The organism is Acidaminobacter sp. QWL-03, from assembly GCF_058683855.1.
In genome coordinates, this window is the sequence record NZ_CM178752.1 from 2,846,427 (window position 1) to 2,867,712 (window position 21,286).

A 21,286-nucleotide genomic window follows, 5' to 3' on the forward strand; every position below is an offset into this window, starting at 1 on the left:
TATTATACTTTAATTGGAAGGGTGGAAACTTGGAGGACATTGTTCTCCCAGATTCCACCCTTTTTTTCCGACTTTTACATACAAAACACTTCCGTTCTTGATTTAGTCTGGTAAGATATTAATGGAACATTTTTTACAGTTGAACAGCAGGAGGGAACACCCATTGAAAAAAACTCAATCCAAAAAACAAGTAAGCCCAAAAGAAAAATTTAAGAAGCCCTTGGTACCTAAGGTGACTAAAGGCATTCTCATCGCATTATTTTTGATTCTCGCTTTAATACCGATCATCGTGCGCTTAAAGGTCGTTGATCTTAGCGTCTTCGCAGAAAGTCCATGGGTCAGTGACGTGGACTATGACTTTTTCTCATATTATAAATCCCGCATCCTATTTATGGTCAGCTCTGTCATACTGGGTGCCTTCATTTGGGATCGACTATCTTTGGGTAACCCACTTGAGAAAAAACCCCTTGATCTCTCCATTCTTTTGTTTTCAAGTGCAGTCGTACTTTCAACCGTCTTATCAGAGTACATAAGCCTGTCAGTCTGGGGTTTTAGGGGAAGGTATGAAGGCGCTCTCGTCTTATTGGCATATATGTTGATACTGTTTGTGAGCTCAAAGTATACTTATGACGAAAAACAGCTGAAATTCCTCCTTAAAGGGCTCTATGTGTCCGTGGCTGTCATTGGAACCATTGGTATATTTCAGTTCTTTAAGATGGATTTATTCAAGTCTGAAATTGGAAAGAGTCTCATAGTCCCCATGCAATATCTGAAATCCGGCGCCGAGATCACCATCCGCATGGCAGAAACTCAAATTTACAGTACCCTTCAAAACTCCAACTATGTGGGGAGTTTTATCGCGCTGACGGCGCCGCTTCTTTTAACACTGGTATTTTTCGTCCACGACTTGAAGCACAAACTTCTGGTTATAGCACTCTTTGTGCTAAGCATGGCCAATCTTTTGGGATCAAGATCCAGAGCCGGTATTGTTGGCGTGTCTGTTGCAGCCATCTTAATGCTCATTCTATTCCGAAAAGAGTTAGTCAAGCGCTGGAAGGTCACCATTGTAGCACTGTTCATTACGGTTGGACTGGTCACGGCTATGAACACAGCTACAGATGGTCAAATCTTCAATAGAATTAAAGCGACCATTGCCAGCCTCGCACCGGCAGAAAATCTCTATGGCGCTCAGCAAGCGACTTCCGAAGACAATCTTCTAAAGCTCGAGCTCCAGGAGGAGCCGCTTTTCATCAAATACGAAAATGAGCAGCTCTATTTCATGGACGTTCAGGATCAGGTCATGGAAGCGGTCAAAGGCGAGGCGGATTATACTCTGAGTGATTCTCGCTTTGAGAATTTCAAGTTTGACATCACTATGGCAGAGGAGGATATGCCGATGGTCACGGTCAAATACCGCAGCTTAGTCCTCAAATATCTATTCCTCGAGGACGAAGTCAGATACGTGAACCACGCAGATGTTGCGGTAAAACTTAATCCAGTCGAAAAATGGGGCTTTGAAGGCCGAGAGCGCCTGGGTTCATCCCGCGGCTATATTTGGTCGAGAACCCTTCCAATGCTGAAGGACACACTTTTAATTGGCCATGGGCCGGACACTTATATGTTCTACTTCCCGCAGGATGACTATATTGGTAAGCAGTTGGCCTACAGCACCACAGGCATGGTCACTGACAAACCACACAACATGTACCTGCACACCGCCGTTAACACAGGTGTGGTTTCATTGTTGGCCCAACTCGTGATCTTTGGTCTTTATATCCTTCAAAGTCTCAAACTCTACTTTAGAAATCCGTTCGAGGATTTCAGGGCACAGCTTGGCGTGGGTATCTTCCTGGGTGCGGTCGGATATCTAGGCGCTGGGATGTTCAATGATGCTATTGTTTCTATTGCCCCGGTCTTTTGGGCGCTGCTCGGGATAGGGTTTAGCTTGAATCAAAGTTTGCTGCTTGAGCGAAAAGAAGCGCAGGGTTAATGTTCGACAAAGCAAAATATTGAGGCGTGGTGGCTGGAGGGGTGACCATCGGCTAAAACCTATTTGTTTTAAGGTTAACAAACGTGGTATTAATGATTATAGAAGGTAATTTCATACGACATTCAAACTAGACGCAAAAAGACGAAGCGGAACCAACCTTCTGATTTTTGCGTCTAATGTTTTGCAATGGACGTAAAACTTGTTTAGTTAAACCCAAGGAGGGTCTGATATGAAACGCCTAATGTCAATCTTATTAGCACTTATTATGGCAATCGGGATTATACCTGCCGGTTATGCTGCGGAACTGACCGCCGGCGAGACGCTGCGGTCATTGGGACTAATCGTCGGGTATGAGGACGGCGATCTCGCAGAAAACCAATACCTGACCCGCACGGAAATGATGGTCATTCTGGCGAGAATGCTCGGTGAGTATGACGAGGCTTTCCGCTGGTCGCGTCAGTCCACCTTTTCCGACCGCAATAACCACTGGGGTGAGCGGTATGTCGCGTATGCCCAGTACAGGGGCTGGACGGTCGGTATAGGGGACAACAAGTTTGGATATGAGCAAAAGCACACTGTCCAGGAAGCCAGCGTCTTTATGCTGAAAGCCTTGGGCTATACGGCACCGGCTGATTTCACCTGGGACACCGCGTTCTCCAAAGCGAAGTCCCTTGGCTTATTTGACGAGTTATCTCTGAGAGAGACCAGCAACATCTACCGTGGTGAATTGTTTCAAACTATGCTGAATACGCTTTTGACGGATATGAAAGGCCAGAATTATATGCTTGGCCAGAAACTGGACGTTTTGACGCCGGACATGATTCCATTTGAAGTGGAATCCGTCTCATCAGATAACCTCAAAGAGATTGAGGTTGTTTTCTCCAAAGAAGTGGATGAAGATACGCTTTCCAGCTCTGATTTTTCAATCTCTGGCCGCACCGCAACTCCAGAGCTTCAAAATGATGGCGAGACCGTGATTCTCACACTTTCGAATGTCTTGTCCAATGACACCAGGTACAGCCTGACCATCAGCGGCATTCGTGCGGAAGATGGCACATCGCTGGCGCGTGTAACCAAAACCTTCACGACGGATGATGACATTGATCCTGAGGTGGAAGATGTGCAGCTTTTGGGACCATCCTATGTGGAGATCACGTTCTCTGAACCAATCAAGACTGCCGGAACTGTTCAGGTTTATGACGGCAGGACGTCTTATACGGCTGCAGCTTCCTTTGCAGAGCTTGGCAGTGAAACTATTGTGGTTCGGCTCAGTAAAGCCTTATTGAATAATGACACCTATGAGTTCAGGATCAGAAACTTCAGGGACTATGCAGGGAACTACAGTGAGGATTACGATGAGGATCTCACCTTTAAGGTGTCAGCTTCTGACCCAACCGCTAAGATTTTAAAAGCCACGCAGACTTACGTCCATGTTGAATTCAGCGAACTGGTCAGCGGGATCACTAAGGAGCACTTCTATCATACTTCGACTGCTAAAGTAGCGCTTGGAGTATACTCTAATGCAGCCATGACGACTGCTGTTTCCACGACGACAAAAGTCGATGAAGTCTATGTGAAGTTTGCAGATGCATCCGGCGGAACTATAGTGGGTAATCCGCTGCCATCAGGGACTGCAACGATCTATATCAAGGAACTTGGCGCTTCGAGTGCCAAGATTGTGGATGAATACGGGAACTATTATATTGGCAGCAGTTATTCCGTCTCCGTTACGGCAGATACAACGAAGCCTGCCGTGACGAAGCTATCTGTGTCCTCATCCAGTTCGACCTCTACTAAATTGGCAATTGAATTTAGCGAGAGTGTAAAATTCAATGGCACTAACATTGAAGTCCGCAATACGGATGATTCGGTCATCACAGGGCTTTCTGTTGCGGTTACGGGATCCGGCAATGTTTATACAGCTAACTTGACAGGGGTCAACTTGACGGGCAGATCCATTAAGGTTTTGATCAAGAACGTGGAAGACCTTGCGATTGTGCCTAACGTCTTGACTTCATACAGCAAGACACTTTCTGTAGCGGATTCTACAGCGCCAACGGTGACTAAGGTGACGCAGGACACTTCTAAGCGCGAAGTCTATGTGACCTTTAGTGAGCCTGTGACCGAGGCAACAGCTGAAGTTGAGACAAATTATGCCGTTCTTGATGGCGGTACGACAGATCGACTCAGCACCAACCCGGTGTTGAATTCAGCGGGTACTGAGGTTAAATTGATTTTGACATCTACCGAATTTAACCTTTCACAAGAACCGGGTGCTGAGCTCAGAATTACTGGCATTAAGGACTATGCTGGCAATACCATGAGCACGTATACCATTGAATTTGATGATATTCAGGATTTGATGGGGCCTGCGCCACTGGTAGAAGATGTTGAAGCTGTGGATCTCAGGACGATAAGAGTCACGTTCGATCAATTTCTTGAAGTCACAGATCTTGAAGCTTTCACGATTCTGATTGGCACAACAGAGTATGACCCAACAAATCTTCAAAGGTCCACTAATAGCGCTGGCGATACTATTTTGATTCTCACCTCCCCAGTAGATTTACCGTATGATGCAACTGGGTTAAAACTCGTCATCGACACCAACTCGAGCGACCGTGTTCTTGAAAACGAAAATGGACAATCAGTTGCTGATATCACATTGAATATTGAGGACAAAATTGCACCTGCAATCGCAAAATATACTTCTGGTGACAATGACGGGAAATATAAAGTCACGATTGTTGGGAATAAAATCTCTATAGAGTTTACGGAAAGTATTCTCGGCAGTTCAGTCAGTACAACCACTTTTAATGTCTCTTCAGGGACTATTACTGAAGTCGGCACTAATGGCAGTGTTGTCAATCTGACGCTTAACAACACCCCACAGACCATTCCAACAGTCACTCAAAATTCAAATGTGTTGGACGGGAATAACAATACTTTTAAAACCACAGAAACGCTGACGCCTATTCAGGGATGATGGGTGATCGAAAATTAAAAAAGCTCCGGCGAGAGCCGGGGCTTTTCAACCTTTTTTCAAGAGTGTGCCCCACGTCACACTCTTTTCCTTTTTGTCAGAATAAGATAGTAGGAGCAAGGACGCTGAGTGAAGGTTAATCAAGATGGCGTGGTAGTCACCCGTACATTGCCGGTTAAACTCAAGCGTCCTTCACTAAAATTCTGATGGGGTGAGAGTCATGAAACGCATGAAGAAGGTAGTGCTGATGGCGGGGTTGGTCATTATTTTGTCAGTGATAGCAGGATCCAGGATAATGAAAGTGGTTTTGGCGGAGGATACCACCACTGATAAAGAAGCGAATCGGGGGATCGTCACGGAGTTGATGACGGTGAAGGCTTCGACCTTATCCAAGGATCTGTTTTTCTTGGGAACTTTGGAGAGTGAAGCAACTTCAACTCTTAGCCCCAAAATTACAGCAGCTGTGCTTTCAACCCATGTGACAGAAGGGCAGACGGTGAAACAAGGAGACCTATTGGTAACCTTGGATCAGGAAGCCCTTGCGGCCAAAAAATCCATTATGCTGGCGCAGCGGCAGACACTGTCGAATCTGATTTCCTATCTTTCAAGTGAGGTCGGATCTTTTTATTCGGACAGTCCAATGATCTATAAGCTGTCCTCACTTCAGGACAGCCATGAATTTCAAAAGCAGGAATATGAAAGCGCGCAAATCTTATATGAGGCAGGTGCTATTTCTGAACTCGCCCTGGATCAGGCCGCCCTTCAGGTTGATACCATGGCTTATCAGGCTCAGGAGCTGGAAGCTTCTATGAACAGCACTTATGATCAACTGAAAAATGAGCAGCAATCGGCCCTTGGCAAGAGAAATGAAATTGATGCGGCTATCATAGAACTGGAATTGACTTTATCCGAAGCTGAAATCAGAGCCCCATATGACGGCACGGTCAGACAGCTTCATATCGCTGCCGGAGATCTTGCCGCGCCAGGTAAGCCGGTGGTGACACTCGACAAAGGCGGCGTCAGCAAGGTGGTGCTGCAAGTCGGTGAAATGGATCTCATTCAGTTAAAATCTGGCATGAGCGCAGAACTTACGTTCTCGGGCAGTGAAGTCATTCAATATGGAATTGTGACCTCGGTCAGCCCAAGTATTCATCCGGTCACTCGAATAGGCCAGGTCGAGATCTCGGTGGACGGGATGACACTGGAAGCGCCGGTGGGCGCCAGTGTCCAGGTGCGAGTTGTTCTTGAAGAGGAAGAGAATCAGGTGATGATTCCGCTGGAGGCCGTCAAGTCATTGAACTATAAAGATGTCGTTTATGTCAGTGAAGATGGCCGGCGTGTGGTGGAGAGGGAAGTGACCATCGGCAAAAAAGAGAATGAGAGGTATCAGATTCTGGAGGGGCTGGAGCCGGGCGACGTGATTGCCGTTGACAACCTGGACGCCCTGTATGACGGCGCAGCGATTTACAATTTCAGCGGTTCGACTGATGTGGATTTGGAGGTGAGACCGTGAGTTTTGGGAGATTTTCTGTAGGGAAACGCCATGTTGTCCTGTCGCTGATGATCGGGCTTATCCTCTTTGGGATTTACAGCTATTTGACTATGAATACTCAGCTGTCGCCGGATACGAATGCGCCTACGGCCACGGTCATGACGGCGTATCCGGGGGCATCGGCGGCAGATGTCGTCACGGAGTTGGCAGAGCCCTTGGAGCAGGCATTTGCGAAGCTGGAGGGGATTACGGCCATTGAGTCCACGAGTCAGGACAATATGGCTTTGTTGCGGCTGACCTTTGACTACTCGACGGATATTGACGAGGCGACCATTGCTATTCAGAACGCGCTCAGCAGAGTGAGGGAGAGCTTGCCGGAGGGGATTAAGGAGCCTCAGGTGTTGAAATTCAGTGCGTCGGATATGCCTATCATGACGATTGGGCTCAGCAGTGAGGCCCTGGACATGGCGGCGCTGAGGCGTGTGGCGGAAGAGGCGTTGCTGTCGCGGTTTCAGCTGACGGAAGGGGTGGCATCCGCGGATCTGCTGGGTGGCTATGAGCCGCAGGTGCGTGTGTCATTGAATGAGGAACGACTTAGGGCATATAGAGTGACGGCGGGCCAGGTGGTGGAGGCGATTTCCAGGGCTTATCTGAAGGCGCCTGGTGGGAGTATCCTTCACGAGGGGGCTGAGCTGCTGGTGCGTGTGGATGCCAACGTTAGCTCGGCGGAGGCGCTGAGGCAGTTGGAGGTGCCTTTGGCGGACGGCAATGCCATTCGCCTGGGGGATGTGGCTTCGGTGTCTCTGACAGCGGGGGTGCGGGAAAGCGGTTACAGGCTGAACGGCGAGGAAATGCTGGCAGTGACTATCACCAAGAAAACCGGGGAGAATACCATTAAGGTCATTGAACGGCTCAAGGATGAGATGGCGCGGATGCAGTCGGACTATCCCAACGTTGAGCTTAGCGTTGCATATGACGATTCCGAGTTTACGGAGCAAATGGTGGACAACATGACCAGCAGTATTGCTCTGGCGATTCTGTTTACGGTCGTGGTCATTGTCTTGTTTATTGTCAATATCGCCAGGTCTCTGGTCATAGCCGTGTCTATGCCGCTGGTTTTCTTGATTACTCTGGGGATGATGCGGATTTTTGGGATGGATCTCGACCTGGTAACGCTCTCAGCTTTGATTTTGAGCATTGGCTTTGTGGTGGACGGTGCCATTGTCGTGGTGGAGAATATCAGCAGCCATGCGGCTTCCGGGAAGAGTATTGAAAGGGCGGCCATGGACGGGACAGATGAAATTGCCATGCCCAGCATTGCCGGGGCAACGACGACTTTGATTGTGCTGGTGCCCCTGCTCTTTATTGAGGGCTTTGTTGGGGAGATGTTCCGGCCTTTGTCTATGACGTTGATTTTTGCGATCAGCGCGTCGCTGTTTGTGGCGCTGGTGATGATCCCGCAGTTGTCGGTGCTGATGGCACCTTTTGAGTTTAAGGGTCTTGAGGGCTGGGTCAGGCGGATGGCAGATCCCTTCAACCGGTGGATGAACAAGCTGCTTGAGTGTTATATTCACGTGTTCAAGAAAGCCCTCTATCATAGGGGTCGCACTTATTTGATGCTGGTGGTTGGGCTGGTGCTCAGCGCCGGATTTCTTAGGCTCAACGGCATGGAGATGCTGCCTAAGTTTGACAGCGGCGTCAGCTATATCACGGTGGAAATGGAACCGGGGACGACCCTTGAGGAGACGGAGGCGACCCTTGGGCAGATTGAAGATTACCTGGCGTCAGAACCCAGCGTGGTGACGTTTGATACGCGCCTGGGTTACGAAGCGGGCAGTGCCCAAATGGGAGATTTTGGAAGGATGGGGACAGATCAGGGGATGATTACCGTCACTTTGTCCTCGCGGCTGGAGCGGGAGGAAAGCATCTGGGATTTTCAGGGGCGGCTCAGGGAGGAAATTGAGACGCTGCCTGGGATTAACCGCTATGTGGTCAAGGAAAAGGGCGGTACGGCGGTCAGCGGTGCTTCTGCGCCGGTGGCGGTGAAGCTCAGCGGGGACGACTTGGAGGTACTGTATCATTTAGCTTCTCAAATGGAAGAAAAGTTGGCTGGAGTTCCAGGCATTACGAATTTGTACAAGAGCTACAACGATGGCTACAGTCAGATGAGCGTCCGGTTTGACCAGACGAAGCTGCAAGCCCTCAGGCTGACTAGCCAGAGCGTCTCCTCACAGCTTTATCTCGCTCTGGAGGGCATGGAGGCCAATACCATGACTTTGGAAACGGGTCAGACACTTGCTGTTCAGGTGGAGAACCGGTATGCCGGGGAACAGTCCCTTGAGCAGCTGATGAATACGGAAATTATGACGCCTCTGGGAGCGAGCATCCGACTTAAGGAAATTGCGGAGGTGACCCGGGAGCCAAGGTCCAACCTCATTGAGAGTGAGAACATGAGGTATACGGTGGAAGTGCGGGGCTATATTGAGGGCCGGACCTTCAGCCACGTCATGTCGGAGGTGGAGAAGCAGATTGGTGCCTTGGTGCTGCCGATGGGGTATGACATTGAGCTTGCAGGCGAGCAGCAGACGCTGACAGAATCCATGGGGGATATGGTGTTCCTCATTTCTTTGGCCATTTTCTTCGTCTATCTGCTGCTGGTGCCGCAGTTTAAGTCCTTCCTGCACCCGCTGACCATAATGATGGCGATTCCCATGGTGGCTATTGGTGTCGCACCGGCGCTTGGGCTGACCGGACGGGTGATATCCATGCCGGTGCTGCTCGGGATTATCCTCCTCGCGGGGACGGTGGTCAACAACTCTATTTTGCTGGTGGATGCGATCAATGACCATCGGCAGAAAGGGTTTGAAATCAGGGAAGCGATTGAGCTGGCTATTCGGGCGAGGTTCAGGCCAATTATGATGACAGCGCTGTCAGACGTGGTGGGGATGCTGCCGCTGGCCATGCAGCTGGCGCTGGGGTCCGAGCGGTTCTCGCCGCTGGCGATGACGGTCATAGGGGGCATCACGGCGGCGACGGGGTTGACGATTATTGTCATACCACTCATCTATGTGACCTTGGAGAATGTGGTGATCCGGGAGGACCGGTTTATTGTGGAGATTTTGCCTGAGGCGGGGGAAGCGTAGGGGTGCAGGATTGGGAAGTGAGGGTGGGAAGTGCGGGTTGGAAGAAGGTGTGGAACAAGGTGTGGAACAAGGTGTCAGACACCTTCTTCTTTTGTGGTGAATCTGGGTGTCTGACACCGAGATTCATTAAATCTTGTTAACAAGCAAAAAAATTGAACAGCCCTTGACAGAATGCGGGTATAATATAATAGACACTTGTTCACGAATGAAGATTGAGGGTGATGGATTGAAAAAACTCATTGCAATAGCATTATGCCTGGTACTGACGCCCTTTGGAGCCTTTGCCGCAGAAGGGGAGACGCTGGAAACGCTGAAACAAAAGGCCGTCACTTCGAGTGTGGATTTGCTGGCTATGGAACAGGGTATGGAAACGCTGATGGAGAATTTGGACTCTATCCAGGACAGGGAAGAGGAAATTGTGGCAGCTTATGAAGCGTATCAGACCTACGAGAGGCTGCACAGAGCCGGCGCCGGACTGATCCCGGATCCAAATCCACTTGACCCGCTGGATCCTATGAATCCAACGCCTGAGCAAATTGCCATGAAGCAGGCTTATCTGCAGTTACAGGCCATGTTTTTAAATCTCTTTGGCATTCAGACGCCGTCCTTAAACGACGAAGAAATCTATGATAATTTCATCTATCCGGTAGAGGTTCTTCCTACCAAATTGATGGATCAATACGCCTCACTGCGAATTGACAAAGAACGCGTCACCTCTATGCTGGAAGGCGGCGTTGAAGCTCTTTGGTGGAACATGGGCTCTCTGGGCACCCAGAAAAGGCTCATTGAGGAATATGTGTCTCTGCTGCAGGTCCAGCTGGGGGCGGAGACGGCCCGTTATCAGGTGGGCAAGATCTCTGAGCTTCAGCTTGAAACCAAGCGGCTGGACCTGGACATTGCCATGAGAGATCAGGTCAGGCTGGACAGGGAAAGCGAGAACCTGGATTACAGAATGCGGTCATTGGCAGGCCTAGAGTTTAAAGAGCCGTTTTCCGCGAAGCTGCTGCCTATCACAGAGACGAGCGGTGGGCTGAAAACTTATGAGGCTTATCTGACGGAGTCCCTGAGAACCAGGGCAGACGCCATTCGCGCCCTTCGACAGGTCTATTCCATTCGCCAGGAAATTGATGTAATGGAAGATATCATTGAGGATGATGATCATCCGCGCCGCAAAGCGATTCGTATGGATCTGCTCAGGGCAGAAGAAGCCTATGACGCGGCGGTCCGCTCCGTGGACGCGGAGCTCTACGCCGCTTATGATGTGACGCTGACGAAACAGGAAGCGCTCCTGAACGCCAGAAGCAGCTATGATATCTCTGTACTGGATCTGAACCGCGTCAAGGCACTGCACAGTGTCGGTTATGTTGCCGATGTTGACCTGATCGGTGCCGAAATGGGGCAGAAGCAGGCATTGTTGGCACTGGAAAGCAGCATTTATCAATACAATCTCGCATATCAGACATTGATCCGGACGGTGCGTTACGGCTCAGGAACAGGGGGAATGGCACAATGATCAAGCGGATATTACCGCTCACTTTATTAATACTGCTGCTTTCAGTATCGGGGGCATTCGCTCTGGAGACCATGACGCTGGATCAGGTCATCGAACGCGTTCAGACGCAAAACTCCCAATTGGCCCTCCTCGAGGAAGAGCTCAGGTATACCGCATGGCTTGAGGATGAAGCCAAAGACACGGCTGAAGATCTCGAAGATCTGGTGGATTCCAATTACGGTGACGAGTGGCTGCCGCAGGCAAGACTGGTCTATGTAGAGCCGCTGAAGATGGAATTTGAGCTCAATTCTCTTGAGCGCCAGAAAGTGACTCTCAAAAAAACTTTGGAAAGTGATGCGGTCAACGCCTATCTTGGACTGATCAACGCAAAGGAAGCGCTGCTGCAAGCCAAATATGACCTGCGTGTGGCTGAAAAGGATGAATTGGCTAAGAAGCTGATGCTGGACATGGGGCGAATCGCGAAAATCGATTACGACAAGGCTTTTATTTCGCTTGAGCAGCAAAGACGTGTAGTCGCCGCCTATGAGCGGACCATTGAGCTGAACTATATCAAGCTAAACGCATTGATGGAGCGGACGGCCAGTGACCGTTACGAGGTGGTAAAACCTATTCTGAATGTGTCACTTCCTAAGATTGAAAGCTTTGACATGGCCGTCGTCAACTACAAGGAGAAATCTGACAAGATCCTGGATCAGGTGGAAGCCCTCAGAGTAGCGGAGGAAAACTACGATATTGTCGAGGAAATTGCCGACAATGACACGACTATTATTCAAGCAGAAAGGGCTATGAATCTGGAGTCCTTCCGGACTATTGCCATGCTCCGCAGTGCGGATTATGACTTCAGAATCGCTTACAACGATCTGGTGAGCAAGTACGACGCTGTGTTGACAACCTTTGGACGCCACGGGCTCTCTGTAAAGGGGTATGAGATTGCCAAGATCAAATATGAGCGCGGCATGAGTACGCCTGTGGAGTTTTTGAATGCGGCTTCTGACACCGAAAGTGCCAGAAGAGCTTGGCAGACGGCACTGAACGATTTTTATTCGGCGCGGACGGCGTTTATAGTGAATTTTTCCATTGAGGAAGCGACGGACGACGTGATTAAGCTGTAGGTTTGATCCGCTCTTTTTTGTGAGTTGAAGAACTTTGATTTCCGTTGATTTTTTGTCCGAATTTACGTCTTGACGTTATAAGCTCCCGTGCCCTTAGCGCAATCCTGATGGATGCGCAGGGGGTGACGGGAGCTTTCCGTTTGTATGTTTCACTAGTTTTACAGTTGTGTTTCATTTTGGGGATTGTTAACCATCGGCAGGGTATTTGGGGTAAAATTTCAGTGTGGGAAGGTTTGATTTTTTGAGCTTGTCCCGGCTGAAGGGAGCACTGGCTGATGAGGAAATGGATCGTTTTGCTGGTGGCCATGGCGCTGTTCGTGGGCACGGCAATTTCAGGATATACAGCCCCGCAGACCTCGGGGGAAATTTTGAAATCCTATGGGTTGGTGACGGGGGATTACAATGGCGACCTAACGGAGGGCGCTTACTTGTCGCGTGCGGAAATGATGGTACTGCTGGCCAGGATGATGGGGGAGTTTGACCAGGCGTCCGGTTATGGAGGGCGGTCCACGTTTGTCGACAGCAGCTCGGGGCACTGGGCGGAGCGCTATGTGGCCTACGCGCAGTCTCGGGACTGGACGGAAGGGATCGGCGGGAACCGGTTTGGGTATAATGAGCGTCACACCGTGCGGGAAGCCTGCGTGTTCATGCTGAAGGCGCTGGGTTACCGGGCAGGGGTGGATTTTACTTTTGAGACGGCCTATGATTTCGCCGTTCGATTGGGCTTGGTGCCCGGACAGGGCGAGGGGCAGCTGGGTCTTGGGGGTTCGTTGTCCGGCGTGGACGCAGATGCAGATATCCTTAGAGGACAGGTTTTTGACATGATGCTGCAGACGCTGAACACCAAGGTAAAGGGGCTGGATCTGGCGCTGATTCACTTTGTTTCCACCAGTACGGAGGCGCTGCATGTGGTGTCTGTGAAGCCGGTGAATGTGACATCGGTTGAGTTGATTTTCAGTGAGGCAATTACCGGTCTCGGGACTGTGACGGTGGAAGCGCCGGACGGGCCTATGGCGGTAGTGGGGCTTCGCTCCAGCGGAAGTCACAGCGTGATTGCGACTGTGGGTTCGCAAATGGGATTTGGCGCTATGTATGACATCACTGCGCGGGATTTTGTCAGCGAGGATGGCGATGTCAGCGTGTACTATTTTGGCTCGATGCTGCTTGAACCGGATGTGGCGCCTGTAGTGGCCAAGGTGCTTTCGGCATCGCATACTTCTATAGCGCTGGGATTTTCGAAGCCGGTTTTGGGACTGACGGCGGGGCATATCTTCTATGGGGAGGATGGGAATTCACCCCTCGGGATTTACAAGGACGCTGCCATGACGCAGCCGGTGGCCGCGGATGAGGCAGTGTCGGAGGTCTACGTTTGGCTGGCATATAAGTCAAATGGTGTGATGAATGGCACGCCGCTGAAAGTGGGGTCGTCTGAGGTTTTCATTGCTGAGAAAAACAGCGAAGGTTTAGCGCTGACGGATACCTGGGGTGAGGCTTATTTGGGCGGATCTCTGCAGGCGGTGGTGACGGGGGATACCTCAGCACCGAGTGTTGTGAAGCTGGAGATGAGCAGTCCGAATGTTTTCAAAGTTGAGTTCAGTGAGAATGTCAGCTTTGCTGCTTCTAATCTGGATGTGAAGTATACGACTGGGGCGCTGATTCCGAATCTGTGGGTATCGGTTTCCGGTTCGGGCAAGTCTTACACGGTTCAGTTGAACGACGCCAATCTGACGGGGAAGAGTATTCGCATAAATCTTAGGAATGTCGCGGATCAGGCGTTTATTCCCAATATCATGTCGGTGCATACGGCAACGCTTACCATTCCGGATGTGGACAGGCCCGAAGTGACTTCCGTGGTCAAGGATACGGTGTCGAAATATGTCTATGTGACTTTCAGTAAGCCCGTTGAGGTGGCCAGTGCGACGACGCGGAGCCGTTATGTGGTTAACCTGTCGAACAGTTCACTGGTAGTGTCCAAGGCGCCGGTACAAGTCAATGGCGGCAGGACCTTCCGGCTCAGCCTGACAAATACAGAATATACTCTGGCTCAATCATCCGGAGCGCAGCTGACAGTGACCGGGGTTAAAGACCTCAGCGGCAACGTGATGACAACTCAAAGCTTTGGTTTTGGGGGTATGACAGATGTGGCGCAGAATCCGCCGAAGTTGGTGAGTGTTTATGCTGTCGACAGCCGAAATGTGACGGCGGTGTTTGACCAGGCCCTCAGCCGGGTGGATGCCGGGGCATTTAAGCTGAATTACAATGGAGTGTCCAACTTGAGCTACACGGTTTCAGGGGGACAGACGATTGTGAAATTCCAGTCGTTAGCGGCGCTTCCGGGGAGTTTGGCTGGGGTTAAGCTGTTTGTGGACACCACAGGGGTGTCGAAAGTGCAGAATGTGTACGGGATTAACGTGAAGAATACCTCGCTGGCGGTGGCGGATCGGCGGTAGGGGTAGGGTGGATATAAGGAGTTCGGAAAAAATAAAAAAGCTTTGCGGATGGTGACGTGGGATTGTGTGACCATCGGCAAAGCTTTTTTCATTTTAGTAAAAAAATGGGTTGTTCGCATTTTTTCCAACGAATAAATGTTGGTTGAGTGCACTTTTTCAAACGAAAAAATGACTTAGTTTGTTAAAAGATACTTCGCCACTGGAACAAGAAGTTCATAGAATGAAAAATAAGCTTTGTGGATGAGGGTGTGGGTGATGAAGTTTTAGAGATGAATATGAGAATCTTTGTCTTAAGCTCTGGCACCGAAATTGTTTTGGGGACGCGGACAGAAATTATTTCTGTCCGCGTCCCCAAGTTCAAATTGCGGGCTGCGCCTTTTGCTTAATATTCACCTCACGCTAAAAGCCGTGCAACCTCGCGCAGTCCTGAACCACGCTGCGCGTGATTATGCACTGCTGTTAGCTATTTCGCAACATTCATAAAAAACGTAATTATTGCCGCATTCGTAAAGTTGCTGAAAAGGCCACCTATAATTGGGACTACGAAGAAGGCCAGCTTAGAGTAGGCAAACTTTTCACTAACGGTATTCATATTGGCCATGGAGACTGGGACGGCACCTAAGCCAAAGCCTATATGGCCTGCGGTAATAACGGCGGAATCGAAATTCTTGCCCATGAGTGGGAAGGTGACATAGACAGCGAAGAGGTACATGAGGACGACTTGAGCGAAGAGGAGGATCAGGAGTGGTACTGCCAAGCCAGTCAGTTCCCAAAGCTTCATAGTGTAGACGGCCATGGAGACGAAGACGCCCAGGCAGACATCTCCAATTGCATCGATTTCTTTTTCAGGGACGGTGAGTTTTTTCCAGTCCATCAGGATCCGGATGATGACGCCGCCCAGCATGCCCATAACGTGAATTGGCAGTGTGACGCCAGGCATAAGTTGTTTGAAGATGATATGTAAGACGGAGCCCAGGCCGAGGCCTATGAAAATGAGATAAAAGCTTCTGGATATGACTTTGGCGTTGAAAGGGTGAACCTCTGAGTGAGAGGGCTTCTTTGCTTCGGCTGATTTAGTAGTGGTTTTGGAAGTAGTGACATTGCCGCCTACAGCAACGTCGTACTCGACTTCTTCCTCAACTTCAACGCCCAACTCCTGCTGGACTTTTTTAGTGAACAGGCCTTTCTTGAGGATTAGACTGTTCGCGACCGGGCCGCCCATGATGGAGCCTGAGACCAGTCCAAAGGTTGCGGCGGCGACAGCGACGGTCATTGCGCCAGCGAAGCCCAGCTCTTCAGCGATTGGGGCAAAGGCGGCTGCGTTGCCATGGCCGCCGGTCATTGGAATGGAGCCGGTCATCAGAGCGATCATGGGTTCAACGTTCAGGATGCCCGCAAGGCTGATGGCAAGAACGTTTTGGAGGGCTGCCAGTACCGCGGCCAGTCCAAGGAAAATGACAATCAGCTTGCCGCCTCTTTTCAGCAAAACCATGCTGGCACCATAACCGCTGGCGGTGAAGAAGAGGTTCATGAAAAACTGCTGGAGGGAGGTGTTGAACTCAAACTCGACTATGCCTGTCTGCCTGAGCGCCAGCGCCAGGCCGGAGAAGAGAAGACCTCCAACGACTGGACCTGGAATGCAGTATTTAGTGAAAAATTTTGTCTTACTTTTGATATAGGTGCCTAATAACAAGAGCAGGACGGCAATGAACAGGGTTTGAGTCGAGTCAACAGGAATTTTTAACATGGACGTCACCTCGCAAGTTTTTTGATGGTGCACGTGAGGCAGCAAAGGGAGGAATTAATGGAATCAGGACAGTTGATCTGCGGATTCTTCAATCAGCAGTCCATTCTCCGGCCGAGCTTCCAGCTTCGCGATCATGTGTTTGAGGATTTCGACACAATCGGCGACGACTTTGTAGTGGGCGACGCTGAAAATGGGCGCTTCCGGATCGGTGTTGACGGCAATGATGGTCTTCGCGCCGCCAATGCCAGCCAGGTGCTGAATGGCGCCGGAGATGCCAAAGGTGATGAGGAGCTTCGGTGACACGGTGGAGCCGGTTTGGCCGACCTGGGTCTGATACTCGCTCCAGCCTATGTCCACGAGGGGGCGGGAGACGCCTACGACGCCGCCCATGAGCTCAGCGAGCCGCTTGACGAGCTCCATATTCTTCTGGGATCCTATGCCTTTGCCGGCGGAGATAATGATGTCCGCGTCTGCGATGGTGTTGACGTGAGCGGCAATGACCTGTTCCAGGAGCTCAACGGAGGCGGCTCTAGACGCATCTGGATCAGGATAGTCGACCCTGATGATCTCGCCGGTGTGGGTCGCGCCGCAAGGCTGAACCTGCATAATCCCAGGGCGAACGGTGGCCATTTGAGGTCGGTGGTTCGGGCAGATGATGGTGGCCATGAGGTTGCCGCCAAAGGCAGGTCGTGTCTGGTTGAGGAGGCCTTTCTCGGGATCTATTTCAAGGATGGTGCAGTCGGCGGTGAGGCCGGTTTGGCGTCTGGCCGCGATCCGTGGGGCTATGGATCGGCCAAAGCCTGTGGCGCCAAAGAGGAGGATTTCGGGTTTGCGTTCCTGGATCAGTCGGTCGAAGAGGTCTATGTAGTGTTCGTCAATTTGGGTATCCAGGAGAGGGTGCTCGCAGAGGAGGACTTCATCGGCACCATAAGCGATTAGTGATTGGGCTTCATTGGCAACGTCGTTTCCAAAGAGCAGGGCGGTCAGCTTGCAGCCTTTCTGCTTGGCCAGCTCTTGGCCCTTGCCCAGGAGCTCATAGGCAACTGGGAGGATTTTACCCTGCTGCTGCTCGGCGTAGATCCAGATGCCATGGTAGGCTGAGAGGTCCTCTTTTGGGGCCGCTTGCTTTTCAATGGAGATCGCCTTGAACGGGCAGCTGTCGAGGCACATGCCGCACAGGATGCAGGCATCGCTTACGACGGCTTTCTTATTCTGAACAGCGAGGGCGTCTGCGGCGCAGGTCTTGACGCAAAGGCCGCAGCCTACGCATTTGTCCTGATGGATTACTAAGCCAGTCATCTTAAATCACCTCGCTGTAGATGTTGAGAAGATCTTCTGCCAGTTGGCCGTCATCCCCTTCGAGGACAATGGCTTCCCGGATCCGCTGCGGGACATAGGTTCTGACGACCTGAGTCGGTGAACCGTTTAAGCCGATTCGGGCGGGATCTGCGGAAAGATCCGCGGCGGTCCTGGACTCAAAAGGGGAGTCCAGGCTGTAGAGAATGCCCGGCAGTGAGGACATGCGCGGCATGTTGAGATCCTTGACTACGGTCAGCAGGGCAGGGAGGTTGACTTTTAGCCGCTGATAGCCGTTGTCCGTGGCTTTTCGGCAGAGGACGGTCTGTTCGTCAACGGCGTCGATTGCTAAAACATCCGTGACATGGGGCAGGCCAAGCTGCTCCGCCAGTTCGGGACCTATTTGGGCGGTGTCGCCATCCACAGCCATCTTGCCGCAGAGGATGAGATCCACGCCGCCGAGCTCGCGTATGCCCAGGGACAGCGTGTAGGAGGTGGCCAGGGTATCCGCGCCGGCAAAGCTGCGGTCCGAAAGGAGCAGGGAGCGGTCGGCACCCCGGCTGGTGGCGTCCCTGAGGAGCCTCTCTGTGGCGGGAATGCCCATACTGAGGGCTATGACCTCGCCGCCGAGCTGGTCCTTGATCTGTACCGCCTGTTCAAGGGCGTAAGTGTCAAAGGGGTTGGTGACGGACTGCTTGCCGTCCCGGATGATGGTGTTGGTGACCGGGTCCATGTGGACTTCGTTGGTGGAGGGCACTTGCTTGATGCAGACTGCGATTTTCACTCTGACACCTCTCCTTTCACGGGCTCGAATAGATTGCCGGCACCCAGCAGGCCCTTCGGATCGAAGTACTGCTTCAGCCTGGCCATTTCCTCAATGGCCTCCCGGCCGTACATGACCTCCAGGTATTTTGCCTTCAGCTTGCCGACCCCGTGCTCAGCGGAAACCGCGCCGCCCAGCCGGGTCACTTCAGCTGCCCACTCGTCGTAGAGGGCTTTACCTTTCTTGTAGTCCTCGTCGTCCCGCGGTAGGATGTTGACGTGGAGATGGTTGTTGCCCACGTGGCCCCAGATGGCCGACTCCAGGTTTCGTTCCGCCAGCATGCGGTGGTACATGGCCATGATCTGCTTCAGATGCTGATCCGGCACCGACATGTCCGTCCCCAGCTTCGTGATCACAGGGTTGGTCTTCTTTCGCTGGTCAATCAGCATGTTGACGCTTTCCGGCACCGCGTGCCTGAAAAACAGAAGGCGGTCCCGGTCCGACTCGTTCCTGGCGACCCAGGTGTCCTTTGAGTCTGCCCCTGCTTTTTCAAGGAGTTGGCCGATGGTCTTTAGACCCTCCAATGCGTCGATCTCCTCCTGACAGTGGAGCTCAACGTAGATGGCGGTATTGACGTGATCCGGCAGGATTGGAAGCTTCGAGAAGCCGGGATTGTGCTTTTTCTGATATCTTAAAATATCCAGGGCGTGACCGTCGAAGTATTCCATGGACGCCAGCTGGTTCATGGTGTCTCTGGCGGAGATGACGAAATCCAGGGCTGCGGCTTCTTCACTGAAGAAGCAGGTGATGCCCCAAATGGTCTGAGGCAGGGACTGCAGCCTGAGCTCCGCTTCGGTGACGATGCCCAGGGTACCGTCTGAGCCAATGAAGAGGTCGACGGCGTCCAGCTGGTCTTCTATGTAATAGCCGGAAGCGTTTTTGGTCCTCGGCATGGTATAGGTTGGGAGGTCGACTGTGATCTGATTGCCCTGAAGGGTTGGAAAGCGGAGGGTTCTGCCGCTGGCTTTGTAATCGCCCCGCTTCAGTGCGGCGATTTGACCGTCGTGGAGGACGACTCTGAGGCCGCTGATGTGATCCCGGGTTGGGCCGTAGAGGTAGCTTCTGGCACCGGATGCGTTGCAGGCCACCATGCCGCCTATGGTCGCGGAGCTTTCTGTGGGATCAGGGCTGAAGAAGAGGGCCGGTTCGTCCTTAAAGGCTTCGAGGGATTGTTGGGACTCTGGGGTCCAGTCTGCGGTGTCGAACTTTTTCTGCTCAATCCGTTTGCGGAGCTGGGAGAGGATGGTGCCGGCTTCGACGGTGATGTGGAAGTGACCATCGGCAGACTGTCTTATGCCTTTGATTTGATCCATTTTGGAGAGGTTCAGGATATGGCCGCCCCGTGGGACGGCGCCGGCTGCGAGACCGGTCCTGGCGCCCTGGACAGTGATGGGCGTGCCTTGGGCGTACAGCGTTTTGAGAATGGATGCAACCTCGTTTTCGTTTTTAGGAAAGGAGATGCTGTCCGCCTGGCCGATGGCGCGGGACTCATCCCTGAGATAATCCGTATAATCGTCTCGCATGGGTTTGATGAGATTCAGGTCCATGATGTGCCTCCTTGTCTTTGGCGCTTTATGTGTGCAGGTGGGCCTGTACAATTCGAATTGTCAGAAAGTTTGAACTATTTCTGATAGGCTTAGTATATGCTCAAAGAAAAGCGGTTTCTATCGATATTTTGACTTATAGTTTGCGTATCTTGCTATTTGTATGCCATTATGATAGTTTATGGTATGAAGATTGTATGAGAATTGTATGAGGTGACGTGCATGAATATAGATTTTGAACTGAGACTGAATCATGACCGGGAGTGGCAGATGCATTCCCACCACTTCCATGAGGGCTATGAGATCCTGCTGTCGTTGTCGGACGCGGGTAGTATTTTTATTGAAAATACTTTGTACCCTTTGAATAGAGGGACGCTGATTTTGATACGGGACACGGCGCTGCACAGGACGATTGCCGCTGGGTGCGCCTCTTATAGCCGTTATGTGCTGCATTTTGACAGGGCAGTGTTGGAGCAGATCTCGACGCAGCAGACGGATTTTTTGTCGCGGTTTGTTCTTGAGAATAGGTGCATTCAGTTGGATTCTGCGGAGCTTGATGGGCTGCTGCCGTATTATGAGGCGTGCATGAAGGCGCAGTCGGGGGATTTTGGGGAGGATCTTGAGAGGATGATGGCTTTTGTGGGGCTGTTGATTCGGGCGCATAAGCTGTTTTTGACGAAGTCTCCTTCTGAGCATTCACGGAATACGGACTTTGGAAAGGTCGCGCCGATTATTCAATACATCCAGCGCAATTTGGGGGAGTCGCTGAAGCTGGAGGAGATCGCGGATCACTTTTTTATCAATAAGTACCACCTGTGTCATAGCTTCAAAGCGGTGACGGGGTTTTCGGTGGGAGAATACATCATTCACAACCGGGTGATGAAGGCGCGGGCCCTGCTGAGGGGCGGGCATAGTGTCCAGGCGGCGGGCGAATTGTCGGGCTTTCAGAATAATGCGCATTTCATCCGGACTTTTGGGAAGCTGTCCGGGATGTCGCCGGGGAAGTACAGGAAGGCGTTTGTGGGACGGGGGAAAGAGGCGTAGCGGCAGTAGGGGTGGTGACGCGGACGGTTTTCAACTTGGTGACGCGGACAAGTTTTGAGTTGGGGACGGGGGTGATTTTGTAATATATTAGGTTGACAGCCGTGCAACCTCGCTTCGTTCTTGCGCAATTTACTTTATTCGCTATCAGCCAT

12 protein-coding genes are annotated in these 21,286 nt (G+C 51.4%); 8 read left to right on the forward strand and 4 right to left on the reverse strand.

Features of this window, described 5'->3' with window-relative positions; all coding sequences use genetic code 11:
• Positions 1–163: 163 nt before the first annotated feature.
• From AC4PHM_RS13305 to AC4PHM_RS13335, 7 genes are all read left to right on the forward strand, one after another.
• On the forward strand, positions 164–1,990 hold the full coding sequence (locus tag AC4PHM_RS13305) for an O-antigen ligase family protein (protein WP_492018242.1): 1,827 nt from the start codon (positions 164–166) through the stop codon (positions 1,988–1,990).
• A gap of 229 nt (positions 1,991–2,219) precedes the next feature.
• Positions 2,220–4,973 (forward strand): Ig-like domain-containing domain, encoded by a 2,754-nt coding sequence (locus tag AC4PHM_RS13310; RefSeq protein ID WP_492018243.1) that lies wholly within the window; start codon positions 2,220–2,222, stop codon positions 4,971–4,973.
• Between the two features lie 217 nt (positions 4,974–5,190).
• Positions 5,191–6,483, forward strand: coding sequence for an efflux RND transporter periplasmic adaptor subunit (locus AC4PHM_RS13315; RefSeq protein WP_492018244.1), 1,293 nt, complete (start codon positions 5,191–5,193; stop codon positions 6,481–6,483).
• Positions 6,480–9,605 carry an efflux RND transporter permease subunit gene (locus AC4PHM_RS13320; RefSeq protein ID WP_492018245.1) on the forward strand — a complete coding sequence of 1,042 codons (3,126 nt, stop codon included), beginning with the start codon at positions 6,480–6,482 and terminating at the stop codon, positions 9,603–9,605. The genes AC4PHM_RS13315 and AC4PHM_RS13320 overlap by 4 nt, the downstream gene beginning before the upstream one ends.
• A 226-nt stretch (positions 9,606–9,831) precedes the next feature.
• Complete coding sequence (locus AC4PHM_RS13325) at positions 9,832–11,118, forward strand: TolC family protein (RefSeq protein WP_492018246.1); 1,287 nt, start codon at positions 9,832–9,834, stop codon at positions 11,116–11,118.
• Positions 11,115–12,230 carry a TolC family protein gene (locus tag AC4PHM_RS13330; protein WP_492018247.1) on the forward strand — a complete coding sequence of 372 codons (1,116 nt, stop codon included), beginning with the start codon at positions 11,115–11,117 and terminating at the stop codon, positions 12,228–12,230. Before AC4PHM_RS13325 ends, AC4PHM_RS13330 begins: the two co-directional genes overlap by 4 nt.
• 275 nt (positions 12,231–12,505) lie before the next feature.
• On the forward strand, positions 12,506–14,680 hold the full coding sequence (locus tag AC4PHM_RS13335) for an Ig-like domain-containing domain (RefSeq protein WP_492018248.1): 2,175 nt from the start codon (positions 12,506–12,508) through the stop codon (positions 14,678–14,680).
• Positions 14,681–15,143: 463 nt separating this feature from the next.
• Here AC4PHM_RS13335 and AC4PHM_RS13340 read toward each other — a convergent pair whose 3' ends face one another.
• The 4 genes from AC4PHM_RS13340 to AC4PHM_RS13355 all read right to left on the reverse strand — a co-directional run bounded on the left by AC4PHM_RS13340 (position 15,144) and on the right by AC4PHM_RS13355 (position 20,093).
• Positions 15,144–16,427, reverse strand: coding sequence for a sodium/glutamate symporter (locus AC4PHM_RS13340; RefSeq protein WP_492018249.1), 1,284 nt, complete (start codon positions 16,425–16,427; stop codon positions 15,144–15,146).
• 63 nt (positions 16,428–16,490) lie between these two features.
• Positions 16,491–17,726: an FAD-binding protein gene (locus tag AC4PHM_RS13345; protein ID WP_492018250.1), complete on the reverse strand. Its 1,236-nt coding sequence runs from the start codon at positions 17,724–17,726 to the stop codon at positions 16,491–16,493.
• Position 17,727: 1 nt separating this feature from the next.
• A complete protein-coding gene (locus AC4PHM_RS13350; protein WP_492018251.1) occupies positions 17,728–18,507 on the reverse strand; it encodes an electron transfer flavoprotein subunit beta/FixA family protein in 780 nt (259 codons plus the stop codon).
• Positions 18,504–20,093 (reverse strand): FAD-binding oxidoreductase, encoded by a 1,590-nt coding sequence (locus AC4PHM_RS13355; RefSeq protein ID WP_492018252.1) that lies wholly within the window; start codon positions 20,091–20,093, stop codon positions 18,504–18,506. The genes AC4PHM_RS13350 and AC4PHM_RS13355 overlap by 4 nt, the downstream gene beginning before the upstream one ends.
• Before the next feature lie 219 nt (positions 20,094–20,312).
• On the opposite strand from AC4PHM_RS13355, the gene AC4PHM_RS13360 reads away from it, so the two are divergent.
• Positions 20,313–21,134: a helix-turn-helix transcriptional regulator gene (locus AC4PHM_RS13360; RefSeq protein WP_492018253.1), complete on the forward strand. Its 822-nt coding sequence runs from the start codon at positions 20,313–20,315 to the stop codon at positions 21,132–21,134.
• Positions 21,135–21,286: the final 152 nt, after the last annotated feature.